Source organism: Vibrio sp. B1FIG11, assembly GCF_905175335.1.
Taxonomy (GTDB): Bacteria; Pseudomonadota; Gammaproteobacteria; order Enterobacterales; family Vibrionaceae; genus Vibrio; species Vibrio campbellii.
Genome location: NZ_HG992752.1, coordinates 1,807,154 through 1,829,581 on the forward strand (window position 1 = coordinate 1,807,154; position 22,428 = coordinate 1,829,581).

General features: G+C 45.9%; 22 protein-coding genes. 12 read left to right on the forward strand and 10 right to left on the reverse strand.

Features of this window, described 5'->3' with window-relative positions:
• Positions 1 to 612: 612 nt before the first annotated feature.
• From KHO06_RS24705 to KHO06_RS24715, 3 genes are all read right to left on the reverse strand, one after another.
• Entirely contained in the window at positions 613 to 879 is a 267-nt protein-coding gene (locus KHO06_RS24705) for a hypothetical protein (RefSeq protein ID WP_212582773.1), read from the reverse strand.
• A gap of 281 nt (positions 880 to 1,160) precedes the next feature.
• Positions 1,161 to 4,319: an efflux RND transporter permease subunit gene (locus tag KHO06_RS24710; RefSeq protein WP_212582774.1), complete on the reverse strand. Its 3,159-nt coding sequence runs from the start codon at positions 4,317 to 4,319 to the stop codon at positions 1,161 to 1,163.
• 13 nt (positions 4,320 to 4,332) lie between these two features.
• Positions 4,333 to 5,490 (reverse strand): efflux RND transporter periplasmic adaptor subunit, encoded by a 1,158-nt coding sequence (locus tag KHO06_RS24715; protein ID WP_050913986.1) that lies wholly within the window; start codon positions 5,488 to 5,490, stop codon positions 4,333 to 4,335.
• 588 nt (positions 5,491 to 6,078) lie between these two features.
• Between KHO06_RS24715 and KHO06_RS24720 the strand changes: the two genes are divergently transcribed.
• From KHO06_RS24720 to KHO06_RS24730, 3 genes are all read left to right on the forward strand, one after another.
• A complete protein-coding gene (locus tag KHO06_RS24720; protein WP_212582775.1) occupies positions 6,079 to 7,596 on the forward strand; it encodes a phospholipase D family protein in 1,518 nt (505 codons plus the stop codon).
• An 88-nt stretch (positions 7,597 to 7,684) separates the two neighbouring features.
• Positions 7,685 to 8,272 (forward strand): class I SAM-dependent methyltransferase, encoded by a 588-nt coding sequence (locus tag KHO06_RS24725; RefSeq protein WP_081232847.1) that lies wholly within the window; start codon positions 7,685 to 7,687, stop codon positions 8,270 to 8,272.
• A 35-nt stretch (positions 8,273 to 8,307) separates the two neighbouring features.
• Positions 8,308 to 8,871, forward strand: coding sequence for a GNAT family protein (locus KHO06_RS24730; RefSeq protein WP_212582776.1), 564 nt, complete (start codon positions 8,308 to 8,310; stop codon positions 8,869 to 8,871).
• Positions 8,872 to 8,924: 53 nt separating this feature from the next.
• Here the strand turns inward: KHO06_RS24730 and KHO06_RS24735 are convergent, their stop codons facing one another.
• The gene (locus tag KHO06_RS24735; RefSeq protein ID WP_212583435.1) at positions 8,925 to 9,398 is read right to left on the reverse strand and encodes an ASCH domain-containing protein; all 474 of its coding nucleotides are present in this window, start codon (positions 9,396 to 9,398) and stop codon (positions 8,925 to 8,927) included.
• Positions 9,399 to 9,578: 180 nt separating this feature from the next.
• Here KHO06_RS24735 and KHO06_RS24740 point away from each other — a divergent pair, with 180 nt between their 5' ends.
• The gene (locus KHO06_RS24740) at positions 9,579 to 10,427 is read left to right on the forward strand and encodes a hypothetical protein (RefSeq protein ID WP_045374416.1); all 849 of its coding nucleotides are present in this window, start codon (positions 9,579 to 9,581) and stop codon (positions 10,425 to 10,427) included.
• A 41-nt stretch (positions 10,428 to 10,468) separates the two neighbouring features.
• On the opposite strand, the gene soxR is transcribed toward KHO06_RS24740, so the two are convergent.
• Positions 10,469 to 10,906 carry a redox-sensitive transcriptional activator SoxR gene (soxR, locus tag KHO06_RS24745; protein WP_038891738.1) on the reverse strand — a complete coding sequence of 146 codons (438 nt, stop codon included), beginning with the start codon at positions 10,904 to 10,906 and terminating at the stop codon, positions 10,469 to 10,471.
• A gap of 202 nt (positions 10,907 to 11,108) precedes the next feature.
• Here soxR and KHO06_RS24750 point away from each other — a divergent pair, with 202 nt between their 5' ends.
• The 4 genes from KHO06_RS24750 (at position 11,109) to fusA (ending at position 16,458) form a co-directional block, all read left to right on the forward strand.
• Entirely contained in the window at positions 11,109 to 11,993 is an 885-nt protein-coding gene (locus tag KHO06_RS24750) for a LysR family transcriptional regulator (protein WP_212582777.1), read from the forward strand.
• Positions 11,994 to 12,112: 119 nt separating this feature from the next.
• A complete protein-coding gene (dgcN, locus tag KHO06_RS24755) occupies positions 12,113 to 13,117 on the forward strand; it encodes an N-acetyltransferase DgcN (RefSeq protein ID WP_212582778.1) in 1,005 nt (334 codons plus the stop codon).
• 26 nt (positions 13,118 to 13,143) lie between these two features.
• Positions 13,144 to 14,130, forward strand: a complete 987-nt coding sequence (gene dgcA / locus KHO06_RS24760; protein WP_212582779.1) for an N-acetyl-D-Glu racemase DgcA — start codon at positions 13,144 to 13,146, stop codon at positions 14,128 to 14,130.
• Positions 14,131 to 14,439: 309 nt separating this feature from the next.
• Positions 14,440 to 16,458: an elongation factor G gene (gene fusA / locus KHO06_RS24765; RefSeq protein WP_212582780.1), complete on the forward strand. Its 2,019-nt coding sequence runs from the start codon at positions 14,440 to 14,442 to the stop codon at positions 16,456 to 16,458.
• Between the two features lie 80 nt (positions 16,459 to 16,538).
• On the opposite strand, the gene KHO06_RS24770 is transcribed toward fusA, so the two are convergent.
• The 4 genes from KHO06_RS24770 to KHO06_RS24785 form a co-directional block, all read right to left on the reverse strand.
• Positions 16,539 to 16,733 (reverse strand): hypothetical protein, encoded by a 195-nt coding sequence (locus KHO06_RS24770; protein WP_005429524.1) that lies wholly within the window; start codon positions 16,731 to 16,733, stop codon positions 16,539 to 16,541.
• A 101-nt stretch (positions 16,734 to 16,834) separates the two neighbouring features.
• On the reverse strand, positions 16,835 to 17,041 hold the full coding sequence (gene nqrM, locus KHO06_RS24775) for a (Na+)-NQR maturation NqrM (protein ID WP_005429522.1): 207 nt from the start codon (positions 17,039 to 17,041) through the stop codon (positions 16,835 to 16,837).
• On the reverse strand, positions 17,041 to 17,538 hold the full coding sequence (locus KHO06_RS24780; RefSeq protein ID WP_122020351.1) for a NifB/NifX family molybdenum-iron cluster-binding protein: 498 nt from the start codon (positions 17,536 to 17,538) through the stop codon (positions 17,041 to 17,043). The genes nqrM and KHO06_RS24780 overlap by 1 nt, the downstream gene beginning before the upstream one ends.
• A complete protein-coding gene (locus KHO06_RS24785) occupies positions 17,535 to 17,825 on the reverse strand; it encodes a DUF134 domain-containing protein (protein WP_038891747.1) in 291 nt (96 codons plus the stop codon). Before KHO06_RS24785 ends, KHO06_RS24780 begins: the two co-directional genes overlap by 4 nt.
• Positions 17,826 to 18,165: 340 nt before the next feature.
• On the opposite strand from KHO06_RS24785, the gene KHO06_RS24790 reads away from it, so the two are divergent.
• From KHO06_RS24790 to KHO06_RS24800, 3 genes are all read left to right on the forward strand, one after another.
• A complete protein-coding gene (locus tag KHO06_RS24790) occupies positions 18,166 to 19,158 on the forward strand; it encodes an ABC transporter substrate-binding protein (protein ID WP_212582781.1) in 993 nt (330 codons plus the stop codon).
• An 88-nt stretch (positions 19,159 to 19,246) separates the two neighbouring features.
• Positions 19,247 to 20,146, forward strand: a complete 900-nt coding sequence (locus KHO06_RS24795; protein ID WP_005429511.1) for a proline/glycine betaine ABC transporter permease — start codon at positions 19,247 to 19,249, stop codon at positions 20,144 to 20,146.
• Positions 20,139 to 21,380, forward strand: coding sequence for a glycine betaine/L-proline ABC transporter ATP-binding protein (locus KHO06_RS24800; RefSeq protein ID WP_005429507.1), 1,242 nt, complete (start codon positions 20,139 to 20,141; stop codon positions 21,378 to 21,380). The genes KHO06_RS24795 and KHO06_RS24800 overlap by 8 nt, the downstream gene beginning before the upstream one ends.
• Positions 21,381 to 21,456: 76 nt before the next feature.
• Here the strand turns inward: KHO06_RS24800 and KHO06_RS24805 are convergent, their stop codons facing one another.
• Positions 21,457 to 21,687, reverse strand: coding sequence for a hypothetical protein (locus tag KHO06_RS24805; protein ID WP_047476411.1), 231 nt, complete (start codon positions 21,685 to 21,687; stop codon positions 21,457 to 21,459).
• Positions 21,688 to 21,886: 199 nt separating this feature from the next.
• On the opposite strand from KHO06_RS24805, the gene KHO06_RS24810 reads away from it, so the two are divergent.
• Entirely contained in the window at positions 21,887 to 22,396 is a 510-nt protein-coding gene (locus tag KHO06_RS24810) for a copper resistance protein NlpE (RefSeq protein WP_012129984.1), read from the forward strand.
• Positions 22,397 to 22,428: the final 32 nt, after the last annotated feature.

A 22,428-nucleotide genomic window follows, 5' to 3' on the forward strand; every position in this document is an offset into this window, starting at 1 on the left:
TAAAAGCAATACAAACGCTTAACAAATGCAGGGTTGTTATGTGGCATTAAGTGCAAATATGAACAATTAAGAATGCAGTATGTCGAGTTTTATATAACCAACCCAAATGATCACCGTAGGATTTATGATAAGTTTTATTATCAAAAACGATATTTGGCACACTTATGACACACACCAACAACACATTCACATCCTGAACTAACGATAATGAAATCATTGATTGAAGAATTAACATTTTAACAATCATTACAACAATGTTAACTTTAGCCTCGTTGGTCGCACTGGTGGTAAGCCTCTCACCAAGCCTATTGTCAGTATGATATGGACGTTCGACCATCTCCAAAATGAATAGACACCCAATTTGGTGCCCTTTTTTCGCCCCGTGAAGGTATTCTTCGCGGGCTTTTTTCTATCTGCCGTATTTCTCCTACTCAACTCCCCGTTTTGGCGCCCCTCCTCAATCAACAGGCATAAAAAAGCCAACCCATTAATAGGTTGGCAAATAGAGCAACAAGGTTGACGCTGACTGCTCACTAACGTCGTGCTTGTATCGGATGCACTCTGGTTAATCACTCGTCCTTGTGACTAACACGGAATCTTTGTCGTCAGAGGTTATGACTTGGTTGCCTCTGTCTTCTGGCATTTGACCTTTACCAGTTGAGCTTGTTGTTCTTTGATGTGTTTAACAATGCGTTCATCGCGTTCATCAATAGCGTCCATGTTCATTTGTTGGATGTCCGCAACCGCCTCATGCTTCATTGTTGTAAATTCTTGACGTAAATCCGCACTCCACTCTTCTTTGTCTAGAGTGTTAGCAGCAGCGATTGGTGATGACATTACAGCAATAAGACCTAGAGTAGATAGAAATACGCTTTGCATAATAAGCTCCTTAGGGATTAGCAGTTCATTGGGTTGCGCTCTATACATTGCACATAGGATGCCAACTTTTTAAACCTTTAATATCAATAAGTTAAACAAAAGTTTATTTTTCTACCATCTGCTCAATGGCGAATTTCACACACACTGTGTTAAATTAACCAACGATATTTATGAATATTTAACCATTCACTCAATTTATATTATAGATAGTCCATTTCAGTTCGCTTAAGGCACAAAAAAAGCAGCCCGAAGGCTGCTTTAGATTTTCGCTTTAGGTGAAACTAGCTTTGCGTGCTTTCGTTGCCGACAGTGTTTGATGACTGTGATTTGAACTTACCTATCAAGCGACCAAAGAATCGTTTAATAATGCGGAAGATGTTTTTAATATCCTCTAGCATCAGGTACAAACAAGGCACCAGAATCAAGGTAAGGACAGTTGCAAACAGAACGGCAAAACCAAGCGCGACCGCCATCGGAATAACAAAACGCGCCTGCAAGCTGGTTTCAAACATGATAGGAAGCACACCAGCGAAGGTGGTAATAGACGTCAGCGTGATCGCTCGAAAACGTGCACAGCCAGCTTCAACAACCGCTTGCTTAATGCTCATGCCTTTTTCTCGCACTTGGTTAACGTAATCTGTCATCACCAAGGAATCGTTGATAACCACACCCGCTGCCGCAATTAAACCAAATGTCGACATCATGCTGATGTCCATATCCAGCCAGAAGTGTCCCCAAATCGCCCCCGTTAAGCTAAACGGAATCACCGACATGACGATAAGCGGTTGGGTGTAACTCTTAAGTGGCACAGCCAGCAAGATATACACGATGATCATGCCTGCAATAAAGAACATGATTTGCTCGTTACGTTGCGCGGCTTGCTCTTCGATATCACCACCCAATTCCGTTTTCACACTTGGGAAGGCTTGCTTCATGTCCGGCAAGATGTTGTCGTCAATTACCTTCACAACTTCTTGAGGTTCAACCAGCTCTTCATCAATAGAACCATAAACGTAAACGGTTTGGTAACCACCTTCTCGTCGAATGGTACTCACGCCCGGTTGTTCGTTGATCTTCACCACATCACCAAGCATGACCTTCTTGCCTGCTGGCGTGGTAATCACAGCGTAACGTAGTGATGAGAAGGCTTCACGCGTCAGTTGCGGGTAACGCACCATGACCTTAATTTCTTCTCCATCACGAATAATGCGCTGCGCTTCACCACCGTAGAAACTGCCGCCTACTTGTTCTGCGATCATAGTCAGATCCAAGCCCAAATCATAAGCAACCGGGGCAAGTGATAGCAGTACCTCTTTACTACCAGAATCGATAGAGGAAGAGATATCGTACAGGCCTTCCTCTTGCTGAAGTCGACTAATCAGGTAGCGACCCGCTTCGTTTAGCTCGTTAATGTCCGAACCAAACAGCAAGTAACCAAATTCATCACGGTCACCGCCACCTGCACTTTGCTCACGGATCTTAAAGCTCTTCATGCCCGGAATAACTGGCATTGCCTCACGCCAGCGACGTGCAAGTTCAAAGGTATTGAATGGACGCAGCTCTTCATCCACAAGCGGTACAAGAATACGACCTTCAGTACGGCTGCGGTTGTAAGAAAGCACATCCCGAATCATCCCCTGACCATGCTCATCAATGATCTGGTTTTCGATTTTCTGCATCACGCCTTCAATGGTTTTTAACGCATTGATGGTTTGCTCGCTCGATACCGTGTCATTCATCTCAATCGTAATCGCCGGATAATCCGTTGGCACTTTCGGGTTTGGAATCACACGCACGTAGTTCGAGCTAACTAAAGCAGCACTAATCAGTAACAGACCACAGAAGAAGGCAAACACGGTCCAACGCCAATGGGTACAAGCTTTAACAAAGCTGCGGTAAGGACCATTAACAAAGCCGAAGAAACGCTTGTTGAAATTATCCCGCCAACCACCTGCTTTAATTGGGGTAAAGTTCGTGTGCGCCAAGTGAGCCGGTAAGATCAACTTAGACTCAATCAAACTAAAGATAAGGCACAGGATCACCACACCCGCAATGCCGTAGAAGAAGGCACTATCAATCCCACTTGAGAGTAGGAATGGGGCAAACACCGCTATCGTGGTTAACACACCAAAGGTAGCAGGAGTCGCGACACGCTTAACACCCGTCACAACGTTCTCAACACCACCGCCTTTCTCTTCGATCTCACTGTAGGCACTTTCCCCGGTTACTATGGCGTCATCCACCACGATACCGAGCACCATGATAAAGGCGAACAAAGACACAATGTTCACGGTGATACCCAGCATTGGCATCATCATTACTGCGCCTAAGAAACACACAGGTAGCCCCAACATTACCCACATTGCTAAGCGGAAACGAAGGAATACCGAGAGCATGATGGCCACCAACGCGGCACCTTGAAGAAGGTTCTTCAACATCATGTCGAGACGACCATTTAGGTAGTAGGTCATATCAACGAGAACTTTCAGTTGAATGTCGTCAGGTAAGGTTTTGTTCTTTGCTTCGATGTAGTTACGAACGGATTCAGCAACTGGGATAATGTTTTGATCACGCGTGGCTTGAACCGCCATGTAGATCGCATTTTGACCCGAGTATTCGAAGTAACGATCTTCCTCAGTAAAGCCGTCTTTAATTGTTGCGATGTCTTGTAGCAGAACTTTTGCACCGTTTGCGCCAAGCTTAACTGGGATATTACGGAACTCATCACCACGGTAGTATTGGTTCTCAATACGTACTGCGATCATGCCTGCATTGGTTTTTACTTCACCAGCAGAATAGTTTGCAGAATAACGACGAATCGCATTACTCACATCGTTCAAAGTCAGGTCGTATTTACGCAAAACAAGCGGATCGACTTCAATCGCAATCTCTTCTTCTGGTGCATTTATATCCACCAGCATAACGTTTTTCAGTTGCAGTAATTCGTCTTCAACTTGCTTAGCGATAGGTTTGAGCTCTTCCAGTGGCCTATCACCCACCAAGCCCATCTCTATCACCTCTTGTCGCCACTCCACCTGATAAACGTTGATGGGTTCCATGCCTGCAGGCAGATTAGATAAGGTGTCTACCCGCTGTTTTACATCGTCCAATACACGTTTGATGTCGGCATTCACATCCACTTCTATCGATACATGAGCGCTACCTCGAGAAGCACGTGCTACGGTCTTTTTGATCCCAGTAACGTCTTTGATCGACTCTTCGACTTTAACCAAAATACTCTCTTCAATCTCTTGAGGAGAGGCTCCTGGGTATGCCGCGTGAATATTAATGTAGTTTACTTCAACGTTTGGAAACATTTGTCGTTGAATGAACATGAAGCTGACGATACCAATCACGATGATGAACACCATCATTAGGTTCGCAGCGACAGAGTTATTCGCAAAATAGGCAATGATGCCCTTTTGTTGATTCTCTTCCATGATTGACTCCTACTTACTGTACGACGGTTTCGGAGTCGTCATTCTTTTTTGCGACTTGGACAGCCATGCCTTTTTGCGGGTACTCAGGCAACGTCAGTACCAACTTGTCTGATTGCTCAAGACCCTCGCCCACGAGGAGGAATTCCCCCTCAGCACGAAGGACATTTACCGTTCTTGGTTGAAGCTCATTTTCACCATTCACAACCCATACAGTGCGGTTTCTCACCAGCTCTTGAGGAAGACGGTAGATATGCTTAAGTTCCTTACCAGTAAAGCTAACTTCAACATACGAGCCAAACTTAATTGGCGGCTGATTATTGTCGAGACCATATGGGTCTCTTACTTGGATGACCATGTTGATCATGCGCGTCGCGCTGTCGATCATGCCAAGATCTCGAACGACTTTACCTTCACGAGTCGTCGATAGAATGCCTTGTTGCGTAACCGTTGCACGCAGCTCTTTCAGTGATTCAGGAAGAAAAGCACTGTCAAAGCCAGCGATAGGTACGTGGATTTCCGCCACTTCGATATTGTTCAGTGTTGCCACACGAGAACCAGAAGAAACAAACTGACCCACACCGATATCACGCTCAACAACGAGCGCATCATATGGCGCTACTACTTTGCAATTTTCTAGGTCACGCTTCGCTCGCTTCAGCGCAGCTTGAGCTGACTTCACTTGAGCCTGAGCACTCAACACATGTGGCTTGCGTAGGTAAAGGTCTGTGACTTGTTTGTCGCTTAACTTTTTCGCTTGGCGTTTTGCGACTTCCGCTTTGGCTTGCTCTTCGATCAACGCAGCACGTGCGCTTGCCAAGCCAGCTTCTGCCTGTAAAACGGCCGCTTCGTAGTTATCACTCTCAATCGTGAATAACACCTCTCCACGCTTAACGATGCCACCTGTCACAAAGTTGGGGTGCCAACTGACTACTTCGCCGCTAACTTGCGCCGCTAAGTGTGTTTTCTCGAAAGGGACCATCTCACCATGGCTGGTGATAACCACTTTGTGATCAGTAGGAAAGAGTGAAGAGGTTTGTACCGTCGGTTCAGTAACGGTGTCTTTGGTTGACTCTTTCTCGGGTGCAGTAGCAGCAATTGCGGCATAGCCCGCATAAGAACTACCCACCACAACGAAGGGTAAAAGCCAACGTAATACTGGTTTTGCTAACATCAAAATTCCTTTTTTATTTTTGTATTCTCCTGCTTGTCCCCATCAGGCTTGCGCCTCGGCGCTGAGTTAACGAACTGAACATTCGGCAACCTAGCATCCTACTCCCCGCAGACAAACAGTGAGTTTTTGCATCTGAAATAGACAACTTTATAAGAGAGCCGCGCTTCCGCTGTGTTTCGCAATTATCAATCGCAAAAGAACTATCCATGGCAAGTTAATAAAATTAACAAAAACTTAACCAACTTCGCAAGTTACGGCCTCTTACGCTCACTGTTTATACGCAATCGGCATGCCAAATATTTAAACCTTAAATATCAATAAGTTAACTTCAAATGGTTATTTCTATCAGTGTAGTGTTGGTAATTACCACCAGATATTAGTGATATTGACCATTCTTGAGTAAAAGATAAGTAAAAAACATGATATTGTCCGCCCGAATAATATGCCCTCAAAAGCCATACCGACTCATTTAGATTCGATTGCTTGATTAAGAAAACTGCGACTTGACTACAATCGCTCGCATTACCTACTTTCAACGCTTGATATATAATCAAAGAGTTACGTTATGTATTAACAAGGAAGTGTGCATTGCTACGTTCTCTCTCTAAAACCTTACTCGGTTCAATGCTTGTACTTATCTCGGCCTGTTCCTCAATTCAGCCAAGGGACCCTAGTGAGAAGTCGACCAGCTTTCAGTTCGGCTACCAAAGTGACTCTGCGTTGGCAGAATTCTTTGAAAGCTACGACAAAGATCCTAACTCAGACACGGGCTTCTACCCGCTTAATCAAGGCAACGATGCCCTCCTTGCCCGAATTGCATTAATTGAATCCGCAGAAAAAAGTCTTGATTTGCAGTACTACATTTATCGCAGTGACGAAACCAGCCAACTGATCACGTGGCGTTTGTATGAAGCAGCTCAGCGTGGTGTGCGAGTACGCTTACTATTGGATGATATGCAAAAGCGAAACGATGCGGGAATGGCGGAATTGAATGCTCACCCAAACATCCAAATTCGACTTTTTAATCCGCACCATTATAGAGATGCTCGTGTATTTGCATTGGCAAGCGATTTTGAACGCCTAAATCGACGTATGCATAACAAGTCTCTGATTTCTGACAGTGTTTCCGCCATCGTTGGTGGTAGAAATATTGGTAATGAATACTTCTCTTTTGAATCTAACGTCGAATTTGGTGATTTCGATTTGATGCTTTACGGTGAAGCGGTGACGCAAACTGCGGATCAATTCGATCTTTATTGGAATAGCCTTTATGCCATTCCAATGGAGTGGATTGTGCCTGAGTCTGAAAAAGTGGCAGACGATGCGATTCAGGCTCAAGTCAAAAAGCTGCAGCTAGAAGAAAAATTCTCCACCGGCCAATACAACTTTAAAGAATTAGATCTTTATGAAGAGCTCCAGCAGGGCAAGCTTCATTTGTATTGGGGCCAAGGTGATGTCTGGTTCGACATGCCCGATAAGATTGCCACTCAAGAAAGCCAACTGGTCGCGAACTTGGGAGAGCTTTTAGCTAATGTAGAAGAGTCCTTTGTTTTGATCTCTCCCTACTTCGTGCCAACGGATTCTGGAACCAAAGCACTGGCAGAAGCCGCCCAACGTGGGGTAGATATCACGATAGTCACTAACAGCTTGGCATCAAACGATGTGTTTGCCGTTCATGGCTGGTACGCCAAATACCGTGAAGATTTGGTTAAAGCAGGGATTAAACTTTGGGAAGTAAAAGCCAGCGCCAAAATCAAAAGCAAATGGAGCTTAACGGGCAGCAGCAGAGCCAGCCTCCACGCCAAAGCCATGATGATCGATGGTAAAACCTTATTTGTCGGTTCAATGAACTGGGATCCACGTTCAGCTGAGCTCAATACAGAGATGGGTGTGGTCATAGAACAACCAGAATACGTGCAGAAGTCACTCGCCATGTTGCCTGAACAACTCAAAGAAAGTGCCTACCAGGTTGCCATCAAAGACGGTGATATCATCTGGCTTGATCAAGCGACAGGCGAAACATTCGATTCAGAACCAGAAGCCAGCGTATGGCGGAAAATGGGCGCTTGGTTCTCGGGCATCCTGCCAATAGAGGATCAGCTCTAGCTTCCCTGTAAGGATAAAATCAACAAATCTAAATCAAAACGCTATTCAGCACTGATTAGCGTTTTTTACACAGAAGAAAGGAATCTCAATGTCAGTAACATGGAACGAATACTATCAAAAGGTTGCGAGCCAACCTCACCGACCAAACGTAGAACGTGCCGCCAATCTCCTTATGCTCGACAGCAAAATCGCCATTGATGCAGGATGCGGTACTGGTCGAGATTCCAACTACCTTCTTAATCAAGGCTTTACCGTTTACGCGTTTGACACTCATCAAGATGCGGTGGAAACTTGCTTGACGCGTTTCGAAGGCAATCCTAACTTTTCCATATCGCAATCTTGCTTTAGTGACTTTGATTACCCACCGTGCAGTTTATTTATTGCCAGTGCAAGCTTGTTCTTTTGCCCTAGTGAAAGCTTCGAAAGCGTTTGGCAGAGAATTAACGAAACATTACAACCGGGTGGTATATTCTGCGGCGATTTACTGGGAATTCGCGATTCCTGGGTTGGTACAGACATACACTCAAATATCAGTGCGTTTACTAGGGAAGAAGTCGAAGCATTATTTGACGATTACGAAATCATCCACTTTTATGAGAGGGATGAAGACGGCACCACTGCTGTTGGGAACGCTAAACATTGGCATACGTTCAGCATCACTGCCATCAAACGTTAACTCGTTACTAAAAATCCGTTACTAAAAGGAGTGTTATGTACCATTTCCAAGGCATCACACTAAGAAGAGCCGTTCCGGAAGAAGCCAAAGCGCTCTATAAGCTCATCACTGAGGATGAACGCTGGGCGCAATTTAATGGTCCTTACTTCCCTTATCAAACACCAACATTAGAAGGCTTTCGGAACCACACCTTTCAACGCCTACTGAAAGGCAAAGACATGTTGTTGATTGAGTTCGAGGGCAAACCTGTCGGTTCAGTGAGCTGGTATTGGGAATGTGAGAGCACTCGTTGGTTGGAAGCTGGCATCGTCATTTACGATTCGAACTACTGGGATAGAGGGCTGGGCTTTTCCGCACTCGTGCCTTGGATAAGCCACATCTTTGATACCCAAGACATAGAACGAGTGGGCTTAACAACATGGTCAGGTAACCCAAGAATGATGCGTTGTGCAGAAAAACTTGGCATGCAGCAAGAAGCACGCATTCGCAAAGTACGTTATTACCAAGGCGAGTACTACGACTCAGTAAAATATGGCGTATTAAGAGAAGAGTGGCAAACGCTGATCCAACAGCTCTATAGCCAAGAACAATTGGCGTAAATAATCTTATTAGTGAAAGGCTTCGTATTTCACCAAGCCTTTTTCTATCAGGTTCATTTCAATTGCGGATAAACCACTTCAAACCGCTCTAGAAGCAATAATCGCTGCTCATGCCATTTGATACCCAGCTCTTCGCATTCCGCTTTGAAAAATCTGGTGTGCGCTTTTCGCCACCAAGCCATTGTGCGATCACCTTCCCCTTCTGCGTGAGCAAATTCCTCACTCACGTCTGCATATCGACAAGTACTAACATCAGTGATTCGAATGACGCATACCGGTTCACCATCCCAGTTGGTCACAACTTGTAAGTGTCCAACTTGAGGCATCATTTCTCCCTGTTCGCTATACCAAAGCTCCATGCTGCAAGAGGCGGTTTTCTGACCAATTCTTACCAATTCAGCGCAAGCATTCGCATTATGTTCATCAGCGCAGTAGTAATCCGTACTCACCGATGGGATTGCGTCTTTTTCTTGCTGAGATAATGTTTGAAGATATTGCTCAAGATAGGCTTGTGATTTTGCGTCCATACTGCTTGCCATACATTTCCAATAAAAAGAAAGGATATCCATTCACCATAAAAAGGACAAGCATCAAGCTCATTAGAAAACTTTATAAAACAAGCATTTTTTATCAGTTCTTTGCTAAAACCAGCCTCTATTTGCTATGGTTTCAGGGATTACACCACACACGACGCAAAAGGACGTTCTATGCGCTTATTCATTAGCATCTTCTTCGCTGCTCTCCTCTCTTTTCCAACCCTAGCATCAGAAGAAAAACATTCAGAATCCGACCTTTTAGACCGACCATTAATGGAGCGTTATATCCTTGATGAGTTGAAATCACTTCGTCAGGAGCAACAAGACCTAGAGCGTAGAATGATTGTTGAAATCACTGACCGTGAGTTAACGGTGGCCGATAAGTCACTGAACTATGCCAATGTCACCGTCACGTACTTCTTCTACATCATTGCTGGTGTCGCCTCGCTCATTGCTTTTGTTGGTTGGCAATCCCTGCGCGAGTTCAAGCACAACACCAAAGAAATGGCAGACAAACGCTTAGAAAAAATAGCCCAAGAGTACGAAAAGAAATTTTTAGCATTAGAGCGCGACTTAAAACGCAAGACTCGTATTATCAGTGAGAACAACAAAGAAATAGAAAAGATCAACGAGATCCATAACTTATGGCTTCGCGCACAAAGTTCACAGACACCTGAGCAACGTATCGATATCTACGATGAAATTTTGCTTGTTCGCCCGGGGGATTTGGAAGCATTGACTTACAAAGCTGACGCAGCAATGGAGATCAAAGAGTATCACTGGGCACTGAGCTTGTGTAACCGAGTACTCGAAGTAGATGACACCAACGGTCCAGCCTTGTATCAACGAGCTTGTGCATACTCTCGTTTAGGGATTGAAGAGCAAGCGATTGAGGACTTGGAGCGTGCGATTGATACCAGCCCATCCATTCGCGATCTATTAGCGGAAGAACCCGATCTCGAGCTACTCCATGGCCATGAGCGATTTGAACGCTTGATGTATTCTATTTCAGAACAATAACCTGCCACACTAACTCTTCAAACACGTCGATGAAGAAGGACTCAACCTTCTTCGTCTAGTGTTAGGTTTGACCCTGCGTGCTCTTTACCCAGTACATCTTCTGGGTTTCTTAATGCACAGGTTTCTAGCGACAAGCAGCCGCAACCAATACAGCCCCCCAAATCACTTTGTAATGCTTTGAGTTTCTGAATTTTCTGCTCTAACTGCTCATGCCAATGACTAGCCATGGTTTCCCACTGTTCCTTATTTGGGGCTTGGTGCTTGGGCAACTCTTCCAGTGCCTGTTTTATCTCTTCTAATGACAATCCAACTTGCTGCGCAGCTTTGATGACCGCCACGCGACGAAGCACGCTGCGATGATAACGACGCTGATTACCTTGATTTCGCCAGCTCGAAATCAATCCCTTTTGCTCGTAAAAATGCAATGCGGACACCTTGACCCCTGAACGCTTCGCCACTTCGCCTACGCTGATTTCCATCTCTATCCTCTTGTTCAATAAACGTCTCACCTCAAGTTTACTTGAGGTTTAAAAGCAACACTACGTTAACAAATCAGGAACGCAAAAACGATGAAAATAATGCACAGTGAAAACTCCATCAAAACGACAACATAGAGTTAGAGACAGGAATGAAGTAAATTAGGGAAACTTATCTTGCTCGATAACCGCAAAGGAAACCGCAGTGAATTTAAGACAATTGGAAGTCTTTTACGCCATCATGCAAACCGGAACCGTGTCTGGTGCCGCGCGCCTATTGCATGTATCTCAGCCTAATGTCACTCGGGTACTTGCCCACACGGAACAACAACTTAGCTTTGCCCTGTTTGAGCGTGTTAAAGGCCGCTTAGTACCGACCCAAGAAGCCAAAGCCCTACTGCCAGAAGCCGAGAAAGTCTACCAACAGCTTGGGCAATTTCGCTCCCTCACCAATAAGGTGAAGCAAGGCACTCAGCACTTGAGAGTCGGAGCGCCGCCTGTCTTAGCTTCCCAACTGCTTGCTCCAACGGTTGCTGCGCTGTCGAAGCAACAAGGCATCTCATTTGAGCTATTAACCGCAAACCGTGATGAGCTGTGTTCAGGCTTACTTAAACACGAACTAGATGTGGCGATTGCCTTTGGTGAAGAAGCGCCACCCGCGATTTTGAGTGAGGTGTTACTCAAGCAACAACTTGTTCTGATTGCACCAAAAAAAGCGCTCAGTTCAACTGACGACTCGGTATCGTTTGATGATTTGATTCAGCACGAATTGCCAATCATCGGCTTGGACAGCCGTGACCCACTCGGTTTATTGCTTCATCAAACACTCTCTGCGCGTGATGAACATTATCACCATGCGATCACAGTACGCAGTTACGCCGCTGCCGCCGAGCTAGTCAAGCATCATGCCGGGTTTGCGATTGTCGACCCATGGACAGCAAAACAGTATCAAGATGACGAATCAGTAAGCGTGCGCTCACTTTCTCCGGCGCTGTCATTTTCTATCTCTATCATGTTTGCAGAACACTCGCCGCAATCTATATCGACCAAGCTTTTTATTGAGTCGTTAAAGCAGCATGTTAATCAGTAAGTTAGCACTCATACTCACCTATAACCTCAAGTTATAGGCGCACAACAAATAGGCATTCGGCTTCCCTCTTCAAACTGACTACATTGTCTGAAAACGTACGAATGACAGAGGGAACCATCATGAAAATTGCTCAACCATACCTACTTTTTCTTGGCGACGTCACCGATCCATTAGCCGCAAAAACTGCACGCGGTATCCATCAATGGCGCGCAGAGATTTGTTTAGGTCAGCTTCGTCTTACGTCAGAAACCGTTTCATTAGGTTTAACCGACATGACGCTGCAACAAGCTCAGCAGCAAGGCGCAAAAACGCTTGTCATCGGTACCGCAAACCCTGGTGGTGTTATTCCTGAATCATGGCAGGCGACGTTACTGGAAGCGGCGGAAATGGGTTTTGAAATTGCCTCGGGTATGCATCAACGTCTTTCTGAATTTGCGCCTTTGAACGACTTACAGCAACGTGGCTTAACCAAGTTGCACGATGTACGCCATTACGATGAATCACTGAAAGTGGGCAATGGTAAAACGCGCTCGGGTAAACGCTTGCTAACGGTTGGCACCGATTGCTCGGTTGGAAAAATGTTCTCGGCCCTCGCGATTGAGAAAGCCTTGCAGCAAGCTGGTTGTAAAGCTGAGTTCAAAGCCACAGGTCAAACGGGCATCTTAGTCGCGGGCAGTGGTATTTCGATTGATGCGGTTGTCGCGGACTTTATCTCTGGTGCAGTGGAAGCCATTAGCCCTGAGTTTACTGACCACGAATGGGACATCATTGAAGGGCAAGGTTCACTGTTCAATCCCTCTTTTGCTGGCGTGAGTTTAGGCTTGCTTCACGGTGCACAAGCAGACGCTTTGGTATTGTGTCACGAGATCGGTCGCCCACACATTCGCAACCTTCCTCATGCTAGGTTGCCAACGATTGAGCAAACCATCGAAGCGAATTTACAAGCAGCACGTTTAACAAACTCTGACACACGTCTTGTCGGAATCTGCTTGAATACTTCTGCAATCAGTGAAGATGATGCCGCACAGCTTTGCCAAGACTGGACGGAGAAATACCAAGTACCTGTCACCGATCCTGTGCGTTTTGGCGTAGAGCAAATTACTCAAAAGATTATTGCGATTTAAGTTGCGATTTAAGGATTGTAGACGCGATGAAAATTCATGTAGAGCCCGTCACCATTGCGATGGCGACACCTTTCCGTATCTCCCGTGGCAGCAGAACCGAATGCCACGTGGTGCGAGTAACCATAGAGCAGAGTGGCATCAGTGCCCAAGGTGAATGTACGCCTTATCCCCGTTACGGCGAGTCGGTGGAATCGGTGATCAAAGCCATTTCTCAAGCCGCTCATGAACTGCAAAGTTTGTTTGCCAAAGGTGACGCAAACATAGTCTCCCTCAGAGAAAAGCTGCAAACCCTTCTCCCTGGCGGCGCGGCACGTAATGCACTCGACTGCGCGATGTGGAACTTACAAGCGAAGCTAGCGGGCAAGCAACACACTCAAGATTTATTTGAACTGCCTGCATCGATTGTCACTGCGATGACTGTGTCGATTAACACACCAGAGGCGATGGCAAACCAGACCCGTAGTTACATCGAACAAGGCGCAAAACTACTTAAAGTGAAGCTCGATGGCGAACAAGTGATTGAACGTGTTCGCGCAGTTCGTGAAACGGCAGGCGATGCGATGATCGTGCTGGATGCGAACGAAGCATGGCAAGAACTGGATTTAGACGCCACCTTTGCCGCGCTAGCGCCGCTGAATATTGCGATGATTGAGCAGCCTTTGCCATCGAATGACGATGACAAGCTAAAAGACATTTCGCACCCTATTCCACTTTGTGCCGATGAAAGTTGCCATACGCGCCAACAATTGCATGAATTGGTAGGCAAATACGAAATGGTTAATATCAAGCTCGACAAGACAGGTGGTCTAACCGAAGCCCTTCTGCTTGCAGAAGAAGCGAAACGCCTTGGCTTTACCTTGATGTCTGGTTGCATGTTAGGCACTTCACTGGCGATGCGTGCAGCGCTACCTATCGCTGTCCAATCGAAAGTGGTCGACTTAGATGGTCCGGTTTTACTGGGTCAGGATGTTGAGCCTGCTTTGGTATATCGAGAAGGTGAAATCGTCCTGTAAAGGATCAGTGATCACCCCATCACCCATTTCATGACCTAGATTAAAAAACAATCACCGTCAGGATGAAATAAGTCACATAAATTACGGGGTTATTACGGCATGCTAATACCGTAGTAACCTCTAATGCGCTTTTTCAGCAAGGTGGTGGTTGTATGTATAGAGTCATCCGAAAAATGACATGGAAGACGAAAAGGCGGTAAACCCGCCCTACTCCAATGCAGTTCGTGCCTGATATCAGGTTTGCTTTGGAACCGTTGATTGGCCGCTAAAGGCTCACTCGGTTTCGCACGTCATTTGCAAGGAGGCTCTATGCCTATCAATAAGATCCGCAACGTCGCCTTTGTCGGTCAAACGGGTACCGGCAAAACCACACTGATAGAAAAACTGCTCTACACCTGCCAAGCTACCAACCATTTAGGTTGTGTGGAAAAAGGCGATACGGTGACCGATTTCGACCAACAATCCATCCAATATCAACACAGTATCGAAGCCACACCAGTCGCCCTAAGTTGGAACAAACACCGCCTCAATATCATCGACACTCCCGGACAAAGTGAATTACTCGGACGCACACTCAGCGTGTTCCCTGCCGTTGAAACTTCCGCGTTGATCATCGACCCACAAATGCCCATCAACCAAACGTCTGACCGCTTGTTCGCCTTTGCTAAAGAGCAGCAAAAGTGCCAGATGATCATCATCAACAAGCTCGACAATCACGGTAACCAACTTGAAGCAGTGATGGAAAACATCATCGAACACTTCGGTGACAACTGCTTACCAATCAACTTACCTTCAGCCGATGCTCAATCGGTCGTGGATTGCTATTTCGAACCAGAGATCGAACGCGAGACCCTGCTCGCCAAAGTCGAAGAAGCCCATGAAACCTTGATAGACCAAGTGATTGAAGTCGATGAAGAGTTGATGGAACTGTATCTCGAACAAGGCTCAGAACTGACAGCGGAACAACTGCATGATCCATTTGAAGAAGCATTGAGAACCGGACACGTGATTCCAATCTGCTTTGTGTCATCCGAAACGGGCGCAGGGGTAGAACTGCTGCTGAGAACTCTTGCGGAAATCATGCCGATGCCAAATGAGGGCAACCCACCGCTGCTGGAGAAAAACGGTAAAAAGGTCAAAGTAAACTGTGAAGCACTTGAGCACAGCGTAGCGCATGTGTACAAGATCAGCGTTGATCCTTACATGGGCAAACTTGCCTACTTGCGTGTTTACCAAGGTGAAATCAACGCAGGCAGTCAACTCTACATTGGCGAAAGCAACAAAGCATTTAAAGTCGGTCATCTTTACCAGTTACAAGGCAAAGACAGAACGGAGATCCCAAGGGCGCTTGCCGGCGATTTCTGCGTGCTCGCCAAAGTGGATGAGTTGGAATTTGATTCCATTGTCCATGACTCTCATGAAGAAGATGGCGTGCAACTCAAAACCCTCAACTTCCCTGACTCGATGTACTCACTGTGCCTCAAACCTGTTAAACGTGGCGACGAACAAAAGCTTGGGGATGTGCTGAATAAAATCGCCAGTGAAGACCCTTCTCTTCGAATCGAACATCGCGCGCGCACTAATGAAACCATCATCAGTGGTCAGGGTGAATTCCACCTCAAAGTAGCGCTTGAGAAAATGTCTTCTGTTTACAAATTGGAAGTGGAAACCAGCCAACCAAGCGTCGAATACTTTGAGACCATAACCAAGCCAGCAGAAGGTCATTATCGTCATAAGAAACAGAGCGGCGGCGCGGGTCAATTTGGTGAGGTGCAACTAAAAGTACGCCCACTCGAACGCGGCGCGGGCTTCAAGTTCATCAATAAAGTGGTCGGCGGTGCCATTCCTACCGCGCTCATCCCAGCGGTGGAAAAAGGCATTGTTCAAGCACTAGAAGAAGGAGCGATTTCTGGTAACCCAATCAAAGATGTCGAAGTGACCGTTTACGATGGTAAATACCACTCGGTTGACTCGAAAGAAATCGCGTTTGTCATCGCAGGTAAGAAAGCCTTCTTAGATGCGATCAACAATGCAGACCCGATTGTGCTCGAACCGATTGTGCAAATGGAGCTTCATATTCCAACCGCGAATGTGGGTGATGTATCCGGCGACTTATCCGGTAATCGCGGGCTGATTGAAGGTACTGAGCCTATCGACGCGAACTTCACTATGTTAAGAGCCAAGTCTCCGGTCAACGAGTTGCAAGATTATGCTCGTCGTCTGCGCTCAATTACTGGCGGTGAAGGCAGTTTTAACATGACGCTCAGCCATTACGAACCAGCGCCACCAGCAGTACAAAAACAGGTCTGCAACGAAGCGACACAGTAAAGCTAAGACTTAACACAATTAACTTCACCAACAAAAAAACGCCCTCGAAACTTGAGGGCGTTGTTGTATTCAGTTGAGGTCTATTTGTCTAACGACATACCAATCTGGTCCAGTTTGGTTTGGAACTGCTCTACACTGTCGGCTTTATAGGTAGGAGAACCGTTAAAATAGCGTGGCTTCTCTGGCAACATCGCATTCTTTAGTTCTTGTTCCTGATCGACATTGTCATGGTACACCGTTACACGGTTTGGGATATCCTGCTTCATAAATGCCATTTTGGTTCTCCTTTATTAAGACGAATCTTAAGCGTAGAAGCGAACAAAAAATGCGCAAAAACTCACCATTAAAAATTTGATCTTCTAGACAATATTAGGGTCTATTGAACTTTCGAACTTGGCTCTTGGATCTGATAAAGGCGGCGTTCGTTCTCTGTACAAGTGGTCTCGCAGTTACACACTTTGTCAACGCCAACGTTATTCAAGCCACCGCAACTGCCTTGAATGCGTTTATTGTGAAAGATCACGCCCAGTGACATCAACAAAATGATGGCTAAGAACCCCAGAAAAGTGAACAACCAAACCATTACTTCACCTCTTTCACGTAAGAAGAAACCAATGCTTTAAGTTTAGTCGGGCGCAACGTCATGAGTGTGTTTTTTGATTGAGATTGAGGATTGATCAATAGCGACGGCGCTTTTTTGCTAACACAGCCACCGCAACCACCTTTTTTGGCATGATTGGTCGAAGGGCGACCTTGCGTCGCAACTGTTAATGGTGAGCGAGGTACACCCATCACATCATCCAGTGAGCTGCGAGTTGATAGCTTGAAGACTTGCTTACCACTGCTCAAAAGCTTACCAAGCGCACGTTCACCAATATTACGAACCAGCACCGCATCCACCTGATATTCTTGCAAAGATTGAATAAGTTGAGATTTTGCTTTACAGCCAGCTTGTGGCATAGAAGCAATATTAGCTAGGTTTTTCAACAGCCCTTCCGTATCGGAATAAATCGCAATGTATGGGGCTTTAACAAAATGATTGGCGACGCGTTCGCCGTCATTCGGAATAGCGTAAATCATGAGTTTGACTCCTGGTCAGGAAAAACAAGTGCATGACCCTCAACTAGGCTTTTCGCGACTTTAAAACGCGCGCTTTTAACCGTATTACCAAAGGTCTGGCGAGAGACTCCCATTTGGTCGGCAGCTTGCTGCTGGCTCAATCCTTCCAGATCGGCCAATCGCAATGCTTCTAATTCTTCTGGCAATATGTTGACCTTCTCTAGATCATAAAACGGTACGCCATTGGGCTTAAAACAATGGTGCGCTGCACGTCCACATATACGTCTTTCTATTTTTGGTCTCGCCATCACATCCTCTCTACAAAACACCTTCACCTTACGCCCGTTAATGGCATATGCCAATTAAAGTTTCTAGCATATGCCAATATCTTAGTTTGCAAAAATCTCATCAACAGCGAATATTCGTTAGACATCTAACAATAATGCAATGGCGCATACAAACTACCATACGATTCATTGACATGAGTCGATAAAAAACCTCTCATTTATGAGGCTATTTTCATCAAAAATTCGCCTTCGTTTTCACGATTGTTAACAAATAAAGCTATAATTCACCCAACACATTGGTTTGAACACTAATGATTAATTCGTTACCCTAAGTGAGCTATTTAGAGAAAGGAAACTCAATATGACGTACAAAACTCCCTTACTACTAGCGATTGGTGCGCTAGCAGCAACCAACGCAAACGCAAGTGAGTGTGGAACGGTTACCATTGCAGATATGAACTGGAACTCTGCAACACTGATTGCCAATGTGGACCGTTTTATTCTTGAGCACGGCTACGGCTGTGATGCCGAACTCATCCCTGGCGACACCATGCCGACAGGCACATCAATGATTGAAAAAGGACAGCCTGATGTGGCACCTGAACTGTGGAGTAACAGCCTTAAAGACGCGCTAGACAAAGGTGTCGAAGAAAAACGCCTACGCTATGCAGGTAAAGCGCTCGTCGATGGTGGTGAAGAAGGATTCTGGATCCCTGCCTACCTTGTTAAGCAATACCCTGAAATGAAAACCATCGAAGGTGTGAAAAAGCACGCGAAGTTATTCTCTCATCCTGAAGACAAAGCAAAATCAGCATTTTACAGCTGTCCTGCCGGTTGGAACTGTCAAATTAGCGCCGGCAATCTTTTCAAAGCGATGAATCTTGCTGACGCAGGCTTCGACATCATCGACCCAGGTTCAAGTGCTGGTCTGTCTGGCTCAATTGCAAAAGCCTACGAGCGTGAAGAAGCGTGGTTCGGTTACTACTGGGCACCTACTGCGGTTCTTGGTAAATACGACATGGTAAAAGTGGATTTTGGTAGCGGCGTTGATGAGAAAGAGTTCGTCAGCTGTACAACACAAACAGACTGTGAAAATCCAAAAGCAACCATGTACCCACCTTCACCAGTTCATACCATTACGACTGAGGAGTTTGCTTCACGCTCTCCAGCTGCTTACGACTACTTCACTAAGCGTGGCTTCACCAATGCGGACATGAACCAGCTATTAGCTTGGATGGAAGACAACCAAGCAGACGGTGAAGAAACCATGTTCCATTTCCTAGAAAATTACCCGCAGATCTGGAACGCATGGGTTCCACAAGACATAGCTAAAAAAGTGCAAGGTGCACTGTAAGACTTAGACGTTTCGTAAATGGTATAGGAATACCAAAATTGTTGTATGCCGAGGCTCGCTTGAGTCTCGGCAAGAAAAGGAAGTAAACATGTCTGACTCGAATTGGCTTAGCGAATTCCCAGAAATGGATCGCTCAGATCTCAGAGCCATCCGCAAAACCTTAGATGGAGCCTACCGCGATTTCTCTCGCGAATATGGCGACCTTATTGAATCATTCTTCGACCCTCTTCTCTCATTTCTCGTTTGGTTCGAAAAACTCCTCATTTCTACACCATGGATGATCATTCTTGGTGTGTGTACTGCATTGGTTTATGCCGCTAGTCGCTCATGGAAACTGGCTGTCGCGTGCTTCGTGTCATTGATACTGATTGGGTACTTTGGCATGTGGGAAGACACGATGCGGACGCTCAGCATCATCACGGTTTGTACCATGCTCGCTATTGCGCTCGGCATTCCAATTGGTATTGCCATGGCGCGCTCCAATCGCGTGCAATCTGTCGTAACACCACTGCTCGATGTGATGCAAACCATGCCCGCATTCGTTTATCTGATTCCTGTCGTGATGCTCCTTGGTATCGGTAAGATCCCTGGCTTGATTGCGGTTGTGATCTACGCAATCCCACCAGTGATTCGTTTGACCAACTTAGGCATCCGACTCGTAGACAAAGAAGTACTTGAAGCCGCCACCGCCTTTGGTGCAAGTAACAAGCAACGCTTAGTCGGCGTACAATTACCTTTGGCAATGCCAACTATTATGGCTGGTATCAACCAAACCATCATGATGGCGCTTTCTATGGTTGTTATCGCTTCTATGATTGGGGTTAAAGGCTTAGGTCAGCCAGTATTGAAATCAATCACCAACCAGTACTTCACTCTTGGTCTGCTTAATGGCCTAGCGATTGTGGCACTGGCGATTTTGTTTGACCGTGCGTCGCAAGCTTACGCGAAGCGAACCCAAGCACACTTAGGAGATCTGAAACATGACTAAGCCACTTATTGAAATCAGCGGGCTGTACAAGATCTTCGGACCAAAGCCAAAAACAGTGATTGAGCGAGTAAAACAAGGTCAGAGCAAAGACCAAATTCTGGCTGATACAGGTCATACCGTCGGTTTAAAAGACATCAACCTGCAAATTAACAAAGGTGAGATCTTCGTTATCATGGGTCTATCTGGCTCTGGTAAGTCGACCATGATTCGTCACTTTAACCGTTTAATTGACCCGACCATGGGACAAATTTTGGTTGAAGGCGTCGACGTGATGCAGCTGTCTTCAAAAGAGTTGGAAGAGTTTCGTCGCCATAAAATGTCGATGGTATTTCAACGCTTTGGCCTTTTGCCTCATCGCACTGTGGTTGACAACGTCGCTTACGGCCTGGAAATCCAAGGCATCAAGAAAGAAGCACGCATTGCGAAAGCCAACGAATGGTTGGAGACAGTCGGCCTTAAAGGTTACGAGAACCAATACCCTGCTCAGCTTTCTGGCGGCCAACAACAACGCGTTGGTTTAGCTCGCGCGCTGGCGACTGACGCTGAGATCCTATTGATGGATGAAGCATTCTCGGCACTCGACCCACTGATCCGGAGCGAGATGCAAGATCAGCTGATTGAACTGCAAGAGAAGCTACATAAGACCATTATCTTTATCACTCACGATTTGGACGAAGCGCTTCGCTTAGGTGACCGTATCGCTATTTTGAAAGATGGCGAGTTAGTACAGCAAGGTTCTCCAGACGAGATTCTGCTCCACCCTGCCGATGAATATGTAGAAGCCTTCGTTAAGGACGTAAACCGAGCTAGAGCGCTTACGGTAGAAACCGTAATGCAGCCACCAGCATATCGTATTGCAGCTACGACTATCGAAGAAGCCCTTGTCGAGATGAAACGCGTGAAACAAGACTACGCGTACCACGTGACCGATGAAGGCTATCAAGGAGTCGTTACCAAAGAAAGCTTGCTAGACGCCGCGAAGACGGATGCCGCGCAAGAGCTGGCAGAAGAAATCTACGAAGAAGTGCCTGTTGTCTCTCCTGATTCCGTAATTGAAGAAGTGCTACCAGACACCATGTCTTGTGACTACTCACTGCCGGTTGTGGATGACGAAGGTAATCTGCAAGGTGAACTAGAACGTAGCGCCGTGGCTGAAATCTTTACTGATAATACCGAAGAGGCGTCGCCGCCAAAGGAGGTCAAAACGCCTCCAGTAATGGATAAGGCATCTTAATACAGTAAAGGCTCATCGTCGGATGAGCCTTTTTGTTTGCTTTGTTGTCTCTTTACTATTGGTGTTATCGCTATCGCTACAGCCATATAAGCAGTGCAAAGATTAGCAGACTCAACACGATACCAAGCAGAACAATCCGTCCCTGCATTTCTGTCGAGACGGGACGGTGCGGCCTTTTACCTAACGTCAGAATATACAATCCCGCGTAACCGATACTATAAGCAACCCTGTCTAAACAAAGTTCGATCAACAACCAACGAATAAGTGCTCCCAATATCCTAAGCGCACCTATGACTAATTCTTCCATTTTCTTTTCCTATTCCTTTTTATTTTCAAACCACTGACGTTAAAGAGTTTTTCTTACAAAGGCTGTTCAATGGTTTGCTTTGTTCTGACGCAGGTTTAGGAAACAGGTCTATTATTATCACGGTATACCCAAGTGACCTTAGCATACAAGCAACGAGATTATTTTGGTATATCAACTCGTTGATTTAGAGAGGAATATTATGAAAAAGACACTATTGGCACTAACTGGTGCAGTCGTTATCTTAGCAGGCTGTCAGGATGAGAAACCCGCGGAGACAACTGCGGTTGAGGTTCCTCAAGCAACAGAAGTTGAAACCACCGTTGATGCAACACCGATTGAAGAAGAGCAAGTGATCACCACAGATACTTTTGTTGATTCTGGTCACAACGCGCAAAATGCACTGGATTGGAACGGCATTTACAAAGGCAAACTTCCTTGTGCTGATTGCGCGGGTATCGATACCACGCTAACCCTGAACGAAGACGGCACTTACTCATTGGTAGAGCTGTACGAGGGTAAAGAAGGCGACCCAATCAAATCGGAAGGTAAGTTCACTTGGAACGAATCAGGCAACACCATCACATTAGTTGATGAGTCTGGTCCAAACCAGTACTTCGTTGGTGAAAACATGCTAATGAAGCTAGATATGAACGGCGAAAAAGCAACAGGCGAGCTAGCGTCATTCTACAACCTAAGCAAAATGCCTTAATGCTGAATAGCGATTGCATCTCATCCTGATAA

Bases quoted from the DNA above. Each gene is read 5' to 3' on its own strand.
- KHO06_RS24705 (WP_212582773.1), bottom strand. From the start codon at position 879: ATGCAAAGCGTATTTCTATCTACTCTAGGTCTTATTGCTGTAATGTCA.
- KHO06_RS24710 (WP_212582774.1), bottom strand. From the start codon at position 4,319: ATGGAAGAGAATCAACAAAAGGGCATCATTGCCTATTTTGCGAATAAC.
- KHO06_RS24715 (WP_050913986.1), bottom strand. From the start codon at position 5,490: ATGTTAGCAAAACCAGTATTACGTTGGCTTTTACCCTTCGTTGTGGTG.
- KHO06_RS24725 (WP_081232847.1), top strand. From the start codon at position 7,685: ATGTCAGTAACATGGAACGAATACTATCAAAAGGTTGCGAGCCAACCT.
- KHO06_RS24730 (WP_212582776.1), top strand. From the start codon at position 8,308: ATGTACCATTTCCAAGGCATCACACTAAGAAGAGCCGTTCCGGAAGAA.
- KHO06_RS24735 (WP_212583435.1), bottom strand. From the start codon at position 9,398: ATGGACGCAAAATCACAAGCCTATCTTGAGCAATATCTTCAAACATTA.
- KHO06_RS24740 (WP_045374416.1), top strand. From the start codon at position 9,579: ATGCGCTTATTCATTAGCATCTTCTTCGCTGCTCTCCTCTCTTTTCCA.
- soxR (WP_038891738.1), bottom strand. From the start codon at position 10,906: ATGGAAATCAGCGTAGGCGAAGTGGCGAAGCGTTCAGGGGTCAAGGTG.
- dgcN (WP_212582778.1), top strand. From the start codon at position 12,113: ATGAAAATTGCTCAACCATACCTACTTTTTCTTGGCGACGTCACCGAT.
- dgcA (WP_212582779.1), top strand. From the start codon at position 13,144: ATGAAAATTCATGTAGAGCCCGTCACCATTGCGATGGCGACACCTTTC.
- fusA (WP_212582780.1), top strand. From the start codon at position 14,440: ATGCCTATCAATAAGATCCGCAACGTCGCCTTTGTCGGTCAAACGGGT.
- KHO06_RS24770 (WP_005429524.1), bottom strand. From the start codon at position 16,733: ATGGCATTTATGAAGCAGGATATCCCAAACCGTGTAACGGTGTACCAT.
- nqrM (WP_005429522.1), bottom strand. From the start codon at position 17,041: ATGGTTTGGTTGTTCACTTTTCTGGGGTTCTTAGCCATCATTTTGTTG.
- KHO06_RS24780 (WP_122020351.1), bottom strand. From the start codon at position 17,538: ATGATTTACGCTATTCCGAATGACGGCGAACGCGTCGCCAATCATTTT.
- KHO06_RS24785 (WP_038891747.1), bottom strand. From the start codon at position 17,825: ATGGCGAGACCAAAAATAGAAAGACGTATATGTGGACGTGCAGCGCAC.
- KHO06_RS24790 (WP_212582781.1), top strand. From the start codon at position 18,166: ATGACGTACAAAACTCCCTTACTACTAGCGATTGGTGCGCTAGCAGCA.
- KHO06_RS24795 (WP_005429511.1), top strand. From the start codon at position 19,247: ATGTCTGACTCGAATTGGCTTAGCGAATTCCCAGAAATGGATCGCTCA.
- KHO06_RS24800 (WP_005429507.1), top strand. From the start codon at position 20,139: ATGACTAAGCCACTTATTGAAATCAGCGGGCTGTACAAGATCTTCGGA.
- KHO06_RS24805 (WP_047476411.1), bottom strand. From the start codon at position 21,687: ATGGAAGAATTAGTCATAGGTGCGCTTAGGATATTGGGAGCACTTATT.
- KHO06_RS24810 (WP_012129984.1), top strand. From the start codon at position 21,887: ATGAAAAAGACACTATTGGCACTAACTGGTGCAGTCGTTATCTTAGCA.